Source organism: Halomonas caseinilytica, assembly GCF_001662285.1.
GTDB lineage: Bacteria > Pseudomonadota > Gammaproteobacteria > Pseudomonadales > Halomonadaceae > Halomonas > Halomonas caseinilytica.
This window is the reverse complement of the sequence record NZ_BDEO01000001.1, coordinates 266,051-279,374: the sequence shown is the minus strand read 5'-3', so window position 1 is coordinate 279,374 and position 13,324 is coordinate 266,051. Positions and strand designations below refer to the sequence as shown.

The 13,324-nt window shown below is 64.1% G+C and carries 9 protein-coding genes; 2 read left to right on the top strand and 7 right to left on the bottom strand.

All coding sequences use genetic code 11. From position 1 onward, the window contains the following. Positions 1–113: 113 nt before the first annotated feature. The gene (gpgS, locus tag HSDC_RS01230) at positions 114–1,232 is read left to right on the top strand and encodes an N-acetylglucosaminyl phosphatidylglycerol synthase (protein WP_064698106.1); all 1,119 of its coding nucleotides are present in this window, start codon (positions 114–116) and stop codon (positions 1,230–1,232) included. Beyond that, the gene (gpgF, locus tag HSDC_RS01225) at positions 1,225–2,352 is read left to right on the top strand and encodes a glucosaminyl phosphatidylglycerol flippase (RefSeq protein WP_064698105.1); all 1,128 of its coding nucleotides are present in this window, start codon (positions 1,225–1,227) and stop codon (positions 2,350–2,352) included. Before gpgS ends, gpgF begins: the two co-directional genes overlap by 8 nt. Here the strand turns inward: gpgF and HSDC_RS01220 are convergent. The 7 genes from HSDC_RS01220 to HSDC_RS01190 form a co-directional block, all read right to left on the bottom strand. After that, a complete protein-coding gene (locus HSDC_RS01220; protein WP_064698613.1) occupies positions 2,267–4,015 on the bottom strand; it encodes a sodium:solute symporter family protein in 1,749 nt (582 codons plus the stop codon). The genes gpgF and HSDC_RS01220 overlap by 86 nt on opposite strands. A 209-nt stretch (positions 4,016–4,224) precedes the next feature. Then, positions 4,225–5,097 (bottom strand): succinate--CoA ligase subunit alpha, encoded by an 873-nt coding sequence (gene sucD / locus HSDC_RS01215; protein WP_064698104.1) that lies wholly within the window; start codon positions 5,095–5,097, stop codon positions 4,225–4,227. Next, on the bottom strand, positions 5,097–6,263 hold the full coding sequence (gene sucC, locus HSDC_RS01210) for an ADP-forming succinate--CoA ligase subunit beta (RefSeq protein ID WP_013332865.1): 1,167 nt from the start codon (positions 6,261–6,263) through the stop codon (positions 5,097–5,099). The genes sucD and sucC overlap by 1 nt, the downstream gene beginning before the upstream one ends. 166 nt (positions 6,264–6,429) lie before the next feature. Further along, a complete protein-coding gene (lpdA, locus tag HSDC_RS01205; RefSeq protein ID WP_064698103.1) occupies positions 6,430–7,869 on the bottom strand; it encodes a dihydrolipoyl dehydrogenase in 1,440 nt (479 codons plus the stop codon). A gap of 48 nt (positions 7,870–7,917) precedes the next feature. Continuing rightward, the gene (gene odhB, locus HSDC_RS01200) at positions 7,918–9,516 is read right to left on the bottom strand and encodes a 2-oxoglutarate dehydrogenase complex dihydrolipoyllysine-residue succinyltransferase (RefSeq protein ID WP_064698102.1); all 1,599 of its coding nucleotides are present in this window, start codon (positions 9,514–9,516) and stop codon (positions 7,918–7,920) included. 42 nt (positions 9,517–9,558) lie between these two features. Beyond that, a complete protein-coding gene (locus HSDC_RS01195) occupies positions 9,559–12,390 on the bottom strand; it encodes a 2-oxoglutarate dehydrogenase E1 component (RefSeq protein WP_064698101.1) in 2,832 nt (943 codons plus the stop codon). Positions 12,391–12,606: 216 nt separating this feature from the next. Next, complete coding sequence (locus HSDC_RS01190; RefSeq protein ID WP_064698100.1) at positions 12,607–13,317, bottom strand: succinate dehydrogenase iron-sulfur subunit; 711 nt, start codon at positions 13,315–13,317, stop codon at positions 12,607–12,609. Positions 13,318–13,324 lie beyond the last annotated feature (7 nt).

The window sequence follows — 13,324 nt, the reverse complement described above, 5'->3', positions numbered from 1 at the left end:
AGCGTGACAAGAAAGGCGGCCCGAGGGCCGCCTTTGTGTTTTCCGGTTGTCGTCGAATTGTCGCAAAGGGCGCCTAGGCTGGGGACAAGCAACGGCATTCCCGGAGGGTCCCCTTGCATCTCGTCGACGTCACCATGTTCCATGCCCCCGCCAGCGGCGGTGTGCGCACCTACCTCAGTGCCAAGCACCGTTGCCTTTCCCGCCACGACGACATCCGCACCAGCCTGCTGGTGCCCGGCGCCGAGCGCGATGCCCTCGGTGACCTGCATACCTTGCCTGCCCTGCGCCTGCCCCTGGGCCAGGGATATCGCTTTCCCCTGCGTCGCCGTCCCTGGCGCGATGCGCTGGAGGCCATGTCGCCCGACCTGATCGAAGCCGGCGATCCCTACGTCACCGCCTGGGCGGCCCTCGAGGCCGGTCAACGACTGGGCGTGCCGGTGGTCGGCTTCTATCATTCGGACCTCCCACGCTTGATGGGGGATCGCTTCGGCGGTGCCGTGAAGCGTCGGCTGAAAGGCTATGTGGCCGATCTCTACGGCCGGTTCGACAGCGTGATGGCCCCTTGCCGGGCCATGGCCGAACGCCTCGAGTCATGGGGCGTGGAGCAGGTTCGGGTCCAGCCTCTCGGCGTGGACCTGGACACCTTTCACCCGGACCGCGCCGACCCGAGCCTGCGCACCTCCCTGGGACTCGCCGACCAGACTCGCCTGCTGGCCTTCGCCGGCCGCAACTCCCGCGAAAAGAATGTCGATGTACTACTGCGCGTGATGCAGCAGCTCGGGTCTCCCTACCACCTGTTGTTGATGGGGCCCGGCATGCCGACCCGGGTCCCCGACAATGTCACGGTGGTGCCCCGCTGTTGCGACAGCCGCGAGGTGGCCCGTGCCCTGGCCAGCGCCGATGCGATGATCCATGCCGGCACTCGGGAAACCTTTGGCCTGGTGGCGCTGGAAGCCATGGCCTGCGGCCTGCCGGTCATCGCCGCCCGCGCCGGCGCCCTGATCGAAAACGTCCCGCTGGGCGGTGGCATCCTCTGCGAGCCGCTGAATCCGGCGGACATGGCCCGGGCGGTCGAGGAACTGTTCATCAACGATGTCCAGGCGAGTGGTCGGCACGCGCGCCGTTATGTCGAGCGTCGCTTCCGCTGGGAAAACGTCATCGACGGCCTGCTCGACCACTACACCGCCCTGGTACCGAACACCGCGGCCTCCAGCTTCTCGCGGCATGGCTGAGCGACTGGATCGACCGCGCAGGGAACGCAACCTGCTGGCCCGCTGGGGCTGGCTGGGACTAGCCCTGTCCATGGCCTTGGTGGTGCCCTGGCTATTGGGTGGCGAGGATGTCCTCGATGCCCTGGCCGATTTTCCGCTAGGCATCCTGGCACTGATGCTGGTCATGACCGTGACCTGCTGGAATCTCAACGCCCTTCGCCTGCGCCTGCTGCTGGACGGGCGCGCCGGACGGGTCGGCCAGGGCGAGGCACTGGCCATCGAGATGGCCGCCAAGTTCGCCCTGTGCGCCACCCCCGGCGGCAGCGGCGGTGCCGTCACCCTGCTGGCCCTGCTGGCAAGACGAGGTTTTCCGCCATCGCGAGGCTCGGCGATCTTCCTGGTCGACCAGGGTTGCGACATGCTGTTCTTTCTGGCCATGCTAGGCGTGCTGGTGAGCATCTCGCTGGGCGGCAACGTGACCTGGCCTCATCAGGGACTGCTCGCCATCGCCATGCTGGGCCTGGTCGGCCTGATGTTGCTGGTCGGCGTGTCGCTCCTGCGCCTTCCTCGGCTGCTGCGCCAGCCTCCGAGCATAGGGCTGCGCCGCCTCTCTGCCCATCGACGGCGCTGGCTTGCCAGGCGACTGCTCGGGTGTCGTCGGGCCCTGATCGCCACGCTCTGCCTGCCGCCCCTTCGACTGGCGAGCATACTCGGCCTGTGTGCCGCACACTGGTTGCTGCGCTACAGCCTGCTTTACCTGGCCGTGCTCGGCGTGGGCGGACAGGCGGACTGGGCCTGGACCTTCCTGACCCAGATGCTGGCCATGGCGGCCAGCCAGATCAGCATTCTCCCCGGCGGCGCCGGCGCCGCCGAACTCGGCGTCGGCGCACTGCTGATGCCGTTGATGCCCGCGACCCAGGCCGCCGCCGCCGTCGTCGTATGGCGGCTGGTCACCTATCACCTCTACCTGCTGGCCGGCGCACCGGCCTTCGTGATCCTGGTAGGGCGCTGGCTGAAACATCCGTCGGGCCCCGACACAGGCAACACTTCGACCCTCACTCCGGCATCCCGGCAACGCTCGCGCTACGCTCGGCAACCTTCCGCGAACGCGCCACCCGATAGCCCACGCCACCCGCGATGAGCAGCATGACCCCGCACCCCAGGGCCAGGCCATAGGCCCCCAGGACCGCCCCCTGGGAAACGCCATAGCCCTCGGCCAGACTGGCCAGTGTTTCGGCATACTGGCGCCACAGGAAGAGCCCCACACCGATACCCGAGAGCATGGTGACGATCGCCACCCGGCGCGAGCCCTTGCTCCAGTTGGCCTCCAGGCTCGCATCATGCCGATGCAGAAAGGCCAGGTACTCGCGCTCTTCCTCGCTCACCCGCGTCAGGTGCGATACCACCAGGATGATCCCCAGGGCCACCAGCGTGCTGATCGCCACCGGGTGCAGGTAGACCGGCAACTGCACCCAACCGGCCTGGTCCGCCAACGACAGGATGAGATTGCCGATAAAGCCCACGGCCAGCCCCCAGCCCGCTCCGGCAGCGGTAATCCGGCGACTCCAGATGCTCATCAGCGCCACCGGCCCCCAGGAGGAGGCAAACAGGGTCGCCGCAAACCACACCACGGCCATCACTGCCGGCGGCTGGAACAATGCCAGCAGCAAGGCGATCAAGCCTGCCGCCAGTACAGCGATGCGACTGGCACGCATTGCCGACGCCTCATTACGCGCGGCAGGCAGGATGTCATTGGAAAGACTGAACCCGATGATCGACAGAAAGGTCGAGCAGGAAGAAAGACCAGCAGCGAACACGCCCGTGAGTATGATCACCCCGAGCCAGGGCGGCAGGATATTCAGCGCCGACCACACCATGGCCCGCTCGGAATCGAGCCCCGTGTCATAGAGGTTGATGGCCGCCCCGGTCATCATCATCAAGGCATAGAAGATCGCCAGCGCCACGGCGGTGAGCATGGCCGAACGCATGACGACATGCTCGTTGCGCGCCATCAGATAGCGGCTCGACTGCCAGGGGCTCGCTGCCAGCACGGCCGCCCACACCAGGCCGAGCGTCAACCCCCATGTCAGGGCTTCGCCGGGCGAGCTGAACGTCTCCCCTTCCCCTTCGATGACACCATGCCAAAGCGCGATGCCCGGCTTCTCCGATTGCGCCAGGAGCCCTTCGATGACGCCCGACCAGCCTCCCAGGTCGTGGATGATGTACAGCGAGCCCCCCAGCGCCGCCACGGAAAAGATCACGAACATGACGGTATCGGTCAGCATGACGCCAGGCGAACCCGAATAGAGAATGAAGCCCGTATAGGTCAGCCACACCAGCACCAGACCGACCCAGTACGGCATGCCGGTCAACTCGGCGAACATGATGCCGGCACCCTGCATGACGCCCAGCAGATAGGCACCGAGCCCCACCACCGTGGTCAGGCCGGCAATGACCTGAACGCGCCGTGACGCAAAGCGCTTGCCGAAGAATTCCGGCACCGTCAGCGCCCCGCTGCGCCTCAGATAACGACCGAAGGCCAGAGCCCCCAGCAGACACCCCGACGTACTGACGGCCGCGAAGATCAGCATGACGAAGGGATAACCCTGGTAGGCGAAGCCGGTTTCCCCGAGAAAGGCGCTGGTACTCAGATAGCTGGCGACCAGCGTCCCGAGGATCAGAAAGGTCGGCGCATTGCGGCCGGCGACCAGATAGTCATCGAGATGCTTGACCCGGCGCCCGGCCAGATGGCCGATGACGAAGTACCCGATCAGGCTGAACAAGATCGCGAGCGTATAGATCATGGCGACGAAAACCCTGAGGTTGTTGATTTTGTGATTCGCCATGATGGGGCTTGGCACGGATGTCGCCTGTCCCTCAACGTCATGACAAGAAGCATTCGCGACACTCGCACCAGGACAACGTTTCGCCGGCGCCTCTCCCGGGCAGCACCCCGCAACGAAAAAAGGGCACCCGAAGGTGCCCTTTTCTGCTTCGAAAGCGCCGGGTCGACTTACCAGCCGGCAGCTTCCTTCAGCGCATCACCGATCTCGGCCAGTGAACGCACGGTCTTCACGCCTGCTGCCTCGAGGGCACTGAACTTCTCGTCAGCCGTGCCCTTGCCGCCGGCAATGATGGCACCGGCATGGCCCATCCGCTTGCCCGGAGGCGCCGTCACACCGGCAATGTAGGCAACCACCGGCTTGGAGACGTTCTCCTTGATGTAAGCGGCCGCCTCTTCTTCGGCGGTGCCGCCGATCTCACCGATCATCACGATGGCCTCGGTGGCCGGGTCCTTCTCGAACTCGGCGAGGATGTCGATGAAGTTGGAACCCGGAATCGGGTCGCCGCCGATCCCCACGCAGGACGACTGACCGAAACCATGATCGGTCGTCTGCTTGACCGCCTCGTAGGTCAGGGTGCCGGAACGAGACACGATGCCGACCTTGCCCGCCTTGTGAATGTGGCCGGGCATGATGCCGATCTTGCATTCATCCGGAGTGATCACGCCGGGGCAGTTCGGGCCGATCAGGCGCGCGCCGAGCTCATCGCACTTCACCTTGACGTCGAGCATGTCCAGGGTCGGAATGCCCTCGGTGATGCAGACGATCAGCTTGATGCCGGCGTTGGCGGCTTCGAGGATGGAATCCTTGCAGAACGGGGCCGGCACATAGATCACGCTGGCCTCGGCACCGGTCGCCTCGACGGCTTCGGCCACGGTGTTGAACACCGGCAGGCCAAGATGCTCCTGGCCGCCCTTGCCCGGGGTCACGCCGCCGACCATCTGGGTGCCGTAGGCGATCGCCTGCTCGGAGTGAAAGGTCCCCTGGCCACCGGTGAAGCCCTGGCAGATGACCTTGGTGTTCTTGTCGATGAGGATGCTCATTACTTGCCCTCCGCTGCCTTGACGACCTGCTGAGCCGCATCGGTCAGGCTGGTAGCAGCGATGATGTTCAGACCGCTGGAGGCCAGTTTCTCGGCACCCAGCTCGGCGTTGTTACCTTCCAGACGCACCACGACCGGGACATTGACGCCCACCTGCTCGACGGCGCCGATGATGCCCTCGGCGATCATGTCGCAACGCACGATACCGCCGAAGATGTTGACCAGCACGGCCTTAACGGAGGTGTCGGAGAGGATGATCTTGAAGGCTTCGGCGACACGTTCCTTGGTGGCACCGCCACCCACGTCGAGGAAGTTGGCCGGCTGGCCGCCATGGAGCTTGATGATGTCCATGGTACCCATGGCCAGGCCCGCGCCATTGACCATGCAGCCGATGTTGCCTTCCAGGGCCACGTAGTTCAGGTCCCACTTGGCGGCGTCGGCTTCGCGCTCGTCCTCCTGAGAGGGATCGCGCATGGCCTGCAGGTCCGGATGGCGATAGAGGGCGTTGCCATCCAGGTTGACCTTGGCATCGAGGCAGTGCAGGTTGCCTTCCTCGGTGATCACCAGCGGGTTGATCTCCAGCAGCGCCAAGTCCTTGTCATGGAACAGCTTGGACAGTCCCAGGAAGATCTTGGTGAACTGCTTGACCTGATCACCGGACAGTCCCAGCTTGAAGGCCAGCTCGCGGGCCTGGTACGGCTGAGCGCCGACCAGCGGATCGATCTCGGCCTTGAGGATCTTCTCGGGCGTCTCCTCGGCGACCTTCTCGATTTCCACGCCGCCTTCCGTGGAGGCCATGAAGACCACTCGCTGCGTGCCACGATCGACCACGGCACCCAGATAGAGCTCATCGGCGATGTCGGTGCAGTTCTCGACCAGGATCTTGGCGACCGGCTGGCCCTTCTCGTCGGTCTGGAAGGTCACCAGATTCTTGCCCAGCCACTGCTCGGCGAAGGCACTGGCCTCCTCCGGGCTCTCGACCAGCTTGACGCCGCCGGCCTTGCCGCGCCCGCCAGCGTGCACCTGCGCCTTGACGACCCACTTGTCGCCGCCGATCTTCTTGCAGGCTTCCGCCGCTTCCTCGGGGGTGTCGACGGCAAAGCCCTTGGACACCGGCAAGCCGTAGTCGGCAAACAGCTGTTTGCTCTGATACTCGTGAAGGTTCATCGATTCATGCCATTGGTTGCATGTGACTCGAACGGCAGCCTCGCCAGCACTCGCGTGGCGCGGCAGTCAGGCTACCACCGACCCCTTCCGGTACATGGCCGAAAGGGACGCGCCGTCCTGGAGCGTCGGCAACTCTGCCAATCCTTTCCAGGCGGCGCTTCTTGTCTTACTTGCGCTTCTTGCGGTTGGCCATGTGGATGGCATGGCCACCCACGGCCAGGGCCGCCTCGTGCACCGCTTCGGAGGTACTCGGGTGAGCGTAGCAGGTCAGCGCCAGGTCCTCGGCACTGGAACCGAATTCCATGGCGATCACGCCCTGAGCGATCAGTTCACCGGCGTTCTGGCCGAGGATGTGCATGCCCAGGATACGGTCGGTCTCGGCGTCGGCAACGATCTTGACCTGGCCATCCGGCGCATTGTTGGCCAGGGCGCGACCGTTGGCGGAGAACGGGAAGGAACCGGTCTCCACCTTGATGCCGGCGGACTTGGCCTCTTCCTCGGTCATGCCGACCCAGGCGACTTCCGGCGCCGTGTAGATCACGCTGGGAATGGCATCATAGTTCATCTCCGCCTTATGGCCGGCGATGATATCGGCCACCATGACCCCTTCCTCGGACGCCTTGTGCGCCAGCATCAGGCCGCGCACGCAGTCGCCGATCGCGTAGATGCTCGGCACATTGGTGCGGCACTGGTCATCGACGCTGATGAAGCCACGCTCGTCCAGCTCGACGCTGACGCCCTCACCGATCACGCCCTTGGTGTAGGGACGACGGCCGACACAGACGATCAGCTTGTCGAAGGTGATTTCCTGCTCGCCCTTGGCGTCGGAGTACTTGACCACGACCTCGTTGTCCTTGACCTCGGAGCCGGTGACTCGGGCGCCAAGCTTGATGTCCAGGCCCTGTTTCTTGAACAGCTTCTGGGCATCCTTGGCGATGGCCTTGTCGACCATCGGCAGGAAGTCGTCCATGGCCTCGAGGATGGTGACCTCACTGCCCAGGCGACTCCACACGCTGCCGAGCTCCAGGCCGATGACACCGGCGCCGATCACGCCGAGGCGCTTCGGAGCCTCCTGGAATTCCAGGGCGCCGGCCGAATCGACGATCAGGTCGTCGGTCAGTGGCGTCGGCGGAATTTCCACCGGCACGGAGCCGGCGGCGACGACGATGTTGTCGGCCTCGTAGGTCGTGGCCTTGCCATCATGGTCGGTCACTTCCACCTGCTTGCTGCCGGTGACCTTGCCGGTGCCGTCGATGGCAGTGACGCCATTGGCCTTGAACAGCGCGCTGATGCCACCGACGTTCTTGGCGATCACCTTTTCCTTGAACTCGAGCATCTTGGCGATGTTCGGCGTGGGCGCTTCCATGTCGATGCCGATCTCGGCGAAATGGTCGCGCGCCTCGACGAACTTGTGGGACGACTCGAGCAGCGCCTTGGACGGAATGCATCCCACGTTCAGGCAGGTGCCGCCATGGACGGTCTTGCCTTCCTTGTTGACCCACTTCTCGACACAGGCGGTCTTCAGGCCCAGTTGGGCGGCCCGGATGGCGGCGACGTAGCCGCCGGGGCCCGCGCCAATGACGATCACATCAAACTTGTCAGCCATGTCGGCTCCTATCGTTGCTCTTCGCTGAGAGGCTCGTTATCCCGCGGCTCAGATGTCCAACAGCAGACGCGCCGGATCCTCGAGCAGTTCCTTGATGGTCACCAGGAATTGCACCGCGTCCTTGCCATCGATCATGCGGTGATCGTATGACAGCGCCAGGTACATCATGGGACGGATCTCGACCTTGCCGTTCACCGCCATGGGACGTTCCTGAATCTTGTGCATGCCCAGGATCGCGGTCTGCGGCGGGTTGATGATCGGTGTCGACAGCAGCGAGCCGAAGATACCGCCATTGGTGATGGTGAAGGTGCCGCCCTGCATCTCGTCGATGCCGAGCTTGCCGTCACGCGCCCGCTTGCCGAAGTCGACGATGCCCTTCTCGACGTCGGCGATCTTCATGCTGTCGGTGTCCCGCAGCACCGGCACCACAAGACCGCGGTCGGTGGAGACGGCCACGCCGATGTCCTGATAGCCGTGATAGACGATGTCGGTGCCGTCGATGGAGGCGTTGACGTCGGGGAAGCGCTTGAGCGCCTCGGAGGCCGCCTTGACGAAGAAGCCCATGAAACCGAGCTTGGTGTCGTGGGCCTTGAGGAAGGTCTCCTTGTACTGGGCTCGCAGGTCCATCACCGCGCCCATGTCCACCTCGTTGTAGGTGGTCAGCATGGCGGCGGTCTGCTGGGCCTGTACCAGACGCTTGGCGATGGTCTGGCGCAGCCGGGTCATCGGCACGCGCTTCTCGGGACGCTCGCCCTCGACGGCGGGCGCTGCCGCTGCCGGCTGCTTGGCGCCGCCACCGCCGGAAGACTTGGCCGTCTTCTTGGCAGAGCCATCCTTCACGGCCTTCTGCACATCCTCCTTGAGGATGCGTCCGCCCTTGCCGGTGCCTTCGATCTTGTTGACGTCCAGATCGTGCTCGGCCACCAGCTTGCGTGCCGCCGGTGCGAGGATCTTGTCCCCGACCTTCTCGTCGCTCTCGCCATCGTCGGCGGAAGCCGCAGCCTTGTCCTCGCCGGCACTGGGCGCGGCATCATCGCCACCGGCACCCTCGCCGAACACCGCCAGAACGGCTTCCGACTCGACCTGGCTGCCTTCCTCGGCCTTGATCTCGATCAAGGCACCATCGGCGGGCGCCACCACTTCGAGTACCACCTTGTCGGTCTCGATCTCGGCCAGCACCTCGTCGCGCTTGACCGCTTCACCGACCTGCTTGTTCCAGCTGGCCACGGTGCCTTCCTGGATGGACTCAGGGAAGGTCGGCGCCTTCACTTCATGCTTCGCACCGTCAGCGGCAGGCTTGGCATCAGCCGAGCCGCCGCCGGACGCCTTCTCGTCTCCCTCGTCTCCGGCACCGGCGTCGTCATCTTCGGACTTGGACGTGCTGTCGTCCTGGGATTCGCCACTCGCCTGGCCTTCGCCGAGGCGGCCCAGCACCTGCTCGGACTCCACGGTGTCGCCTTCTTCCACCAGCACCTCGCTCAGCGTGCCGGCCTCGGGTGCCACGACCTCGAGCACCACCTTGTCGGTCTCGATCTCGACGATCAGCTCGTCGCGCTCGACGCTATCACCCGGCTTCTTGTGCCAGGCAGCCACGCTGCCCTCGGCAACGGATTCCGGAAAGGTGGGTGCCTTGATCTCGGTAGCCATGTCGTTTCCCTTATGTGTTCTCTCTCGTCCCGGTGGTTCGCCTCAGAGGTTGAAGGCGTCTTCCACCAACTGGCGCTGCTGTTCGGTATGCACGGACATGTAGCCCGCCGCAGGGGCTGCGGAAGCCGGGCGACCGGCGAACTTGAGTCGTCCGCCCAATCCCGACTTCAGTCGTTCGACTGCAGCCCGCATGTGATGCTGGCTGGGATACCAGGCGCCCTGGTTCAGTGGCTCTTCCTGGCACCACACCGCGTCGGTGACGTTGGTGTAGTCCTTGATCGCCTCGTAGAGCTCCTCCTCGGGGAAGGGATACAGCTGTTCGAGTCGCAGGATGGCCACGTCGTCGCGGGCATTTTCCTCGCGCCAGTTGGCCAGGTCATAATAGACCTTGCCGGCACAGAGGATGATGCGCTCCACCTTGGCGGCGTCACGCTTGCCCTGGTCGGGCAGCACCATCTGGAAGTGGCCATTGGCCAGCTCATCGAGACTCGAGGTTGCTTCCTTGTGGCGCAGCAGGCTCTTGGGAGACATCACGATCAGCGGCTTGCGCAGCTTGCGGATCACCTGGCGACGCAACAGGTGAAAGATCTGTGCCGGCGTGGTCGGCACGCAGACCTGCATGTTGTGCTCGGCGCACAGCTGCAGGAAGCGCTCCAGGCGCGCTGACGAATGCTCCGGCCCCTGCCCTTCATATCCATGGGGCAGCAGCATGGTCAGGCCGCACAGCCGCTCCCATTTGGTCTCGCCGGACGAGATGAACTGGTCGACCACCACCTGGGCACCGTTGAAGAAGTCACCGAACTGGGCTTCCCAGATCACCAGGTCGTTGGGGGCGGTGGTGGCATAGCCATACTCGAAGGCCAGCACGGCCTCCTCGGAGAGGAAGGAGTCGTGGATGGTAAAGGTAGGCTGCCCCTCGGCCAGATGCTGCAACGGCACGTAGATGGAGCCGTCGTTCTGGTTGTGCACCACCGCGTGACGGTGGGAGAAGGTGCCACGACCACTGTCCTGCCCAGTCAGGCGCACCGGGTGCCCTTCATCCAGCAAGGTGGCATAGGCCAGGGTCTCGGCGAAGCCCCAGTTGGCCGCCATGCCGCCGGCCTGCATCTTGCGACGGTCGTCGTAGATCTTGGCGACCTGGCGCTGGACGGAGATACCGTCGGGAATCGCGCACATCTTCGCCGCCAGTCGCTGCAGGCGCTTCAGGTCGACACTGGTGTCGGTGTACCCGGACCATTCATGGCCGAGATACGGTTTCCAGTCGACGAACAGGGCGGTATTGGGTTGCTGGACCAGGGCATTGGCCACATGGTTGCCGGCCACCAGGTCATCACGGTAGGTGTCGACCATCGCCTTGGCCTCATCCTCGGTGAGCAGCCCCTCGTTCACCAGGCGCTTGGCATAAAGGGCCCGCGAGGAAGGATGGTCCTTGATCTTGCGATACATCATCGGCTGGGTGCCGGAGGGTTCGTCGGCCTCGTTGTGCCCGCGCCGACGATAGCAGACCAGGTCGATGACCACGTCCTTCTTGAACTGCTGGCGATAATCCAGGGCCACCTGGGTCGCATGCAGCACGGCGTCCGGGTCATCGCCATTGACGTGGAAGATCGGCGCCTGGACCATCTTGGCGATGTCGGTGCAGTATTCGGTGGATCGCGAATCCCGCGGGTGCGAGGTCGTGAACCCGACCTGATTGTTGATCACGATGTGCACCGTGCCGCCGGTCTCGTAGGCACGGGTCTGGGACATCTGGAAGGTCTCCATGACCACGCCCTGGCCGGCGAAGGCCGCATCGCCGTGCACGTTGATCGGTAGCACCTTGCCGCCATCCGGGTCATTGCGGCGATCCTGCCGGGCGCGTACCGAGCCCTCGACCACCGGCGCGACGATCTCCAGATGCGACGGGTTGAACGACAACGCCAGATGGACCTCGCCTCCCGGCGTCATGACGTTGGAACTGAAGCCCTGGTGATACTTGACGTCGCCGGAGCCACGCTCGACCACTTTCTTGCCGTCGAACTCGTCGATCAGCTCGGAGGGATTCTTGCCGAGGATGTTGACCAGAACGTTGAGTCGGCCACGGTGGGCCATGCCGATGACGACTTCCTTGGTGCCGTATCCGCCACTGCGCTGGATCAACTCGTCCATCATGGGGATGAAGGACTCCCCCCCTTCCAGACCGAACCGCTTTGTCCCCGGATACTTGGAAGCCAGATAGCTTTCCAGACCCTCGGCGGCCGTCAGACGCTCCAGCACATGCTTGCGCACTTCCTCGCTGAACTTCGGTGCGCTGCGCACCGACTCGAAACGCTGCTGCAGCCAGCGTTTCTCCTCGGTGTCGACGATATGCATGATCTCGCAGCCGATGCTGCGGCAGTAGGTCTGCTGCAGCGCCTCGACGATCTCCTTCAGCGGTGCCTTGTCGGCTCCCAGGAAGAACGAGCCGGTCTGGAACTCGGTGTCCAGATCGGACTTGGAGAGCTGATGGAAGGAGAGGTCGAGATCGGGAACGGGCGTCGGGCTACGCAAGCCCAAGGGGTCGATATCGGCCTTCTGGTGTCCACGAACGCGGTAGGCGTTGATCAGCTGCAGGACCTTGACCTGCTTCTTGTTCTCGCCACTGCCGGACGAGGGGGCCTGCGCGGTGCGTCGTTGCTGGCCTAGCTGATAGAACTGTTCGCGGGTAGGGGCAAGCGGAACGTCTTGGGTGGCGCTGCCGTCGGGTCTCGGCAGTGTATCGAAGTACTCTCGCCATTCGTCGGGAACGGCTTCGGGATCATCCAGATACTGCTCGTAGAGCGCTTCCACGTAATGGACATTACTGCCACTCACGTGGGAGGAGCGCCACATCAACTCCATTATGCCTTGTTGCATCTCTCGGTCACCCTGCACTGATGGGGTGGTATCGGCGTCGCACGGCTCATCCGTGACGACATCGGTGGCGGCCACCGATGGTGGACCCGCCCTTGATTTCGATGGCCAAAAGCCGGTGCACATGGCACCGGCTTTCGACGAATCACCGGGTCAGGGCTGCGGCAATACGCCGCAACTCAGGGCCGGTGAGTATGATAACAAGCTGCGAGCCTCGATTTAAGTGGCATTGGCCAGCAACATCTCACGAATCTTGCCGATGGCACGTGTCGGATTGAGTCCCTTGGGACATACCGCCACGCAATTCATGATGCCCCGGCAGCGGAATACGCTGAACGGATCCTCGAGTTCGGCCAGGCGCTCGCGGGTGGCTTCATCGCGCGAATCAGCCAGGAAGCGGTAGGCCTGCAGCAGCCCGGCCGGACCGACGAACTTGTCCGGGTTCCACCAGAACGACGGGCAGGACGTCGAGCAGCAGGCACAGAGAATGCACTCGTAGAGGCCATCGAGCTTGTCGCGGTCCTCCGGTGACTGCAGACGCTCGATAGCGGGCGCCGGGTTGTCGTTCTGCAGGTACGGCTGGATGCGCTCGTACTGCTTGTAGAACAGCCCCATGTCGACCACCAGATCGCGGATCACAGGCAGGCCGGGTAGCGGACGCAGCGTCAGCTTGCCCTTCTTGACGACCTCTGACAGCGGCGTAATGCAGGCCAGGCCATTCTTGCCGTTCATGTTCATGCCGTCGGAGCCGCAAACCCCTTCGCGGCAGCTACGACGAAAGGCCAGGCCGTTGTCCTGCTCTTTCACCATGTGAAGGACATCCAGGACCATGATGTCGCGACCCTGGGTGTCGACCTGGAACTCCTCCATGTACGGGGCGGAGTCCGTTTCCGGATTGTAGCGGTACAGAGATACCTGAAGCATGGACATCGTGACT

Coding starts and splice junctions, on each gene's coding strand:
- sucC (WP_013332865.1), bottom strand. CDS start 6,263: ATGAACCTTCACGAGTATCAGAGCAAACAGCTGTTTGCCGACTACGGC.
- HSDC_RS01220 (WP_064698613.1), bottom strand. CDS start 4,015: ATGATCTATACGCTCGCGATCTTGTTCAGCCTGATCGGGTACTTCGTC.
- HSDC_RS01195 (WP_064698101.1), bottom strand. CDS start 12,390: ATGCAACAAGGCATAATGGAGTTGATGTGGCGCTCCTCCCACGTGAGT.
- odhB (WP_064698102.1), bottom strand. CDS start 9,516: ATGGCTACCGAGATCAAGGCACCCACCTTTCCGGAATCCGTTGCCGAG.
- HSDC_RS01190 (WP_064698100.1), bottom strand. CDS start 13,317: ATGTCCATGCTTCAGGTATCTCTGTACCGCTACAATCCGGAAACGGAC.
- lpdA (WP_064698103.1), bottom strand. CDS start 7,869: ATGGCTGACAAGTTTGATGTGATCGTCATTGGCGCGGGCCCCGGCGGC.
- sucD (WP_064698104.1), bottom strand. CDS start 5,097: ATGAGCATCCTCATCGACAAGAACACCAAGGTCATCTGCCAGGGCTTC.
- gpgF (WP_064698105.1), top strand. CDS start 1,225: ATGGCTGAGCGACTGGATCGACCGCGCAGGGAACGCAACCTGCTGGCC.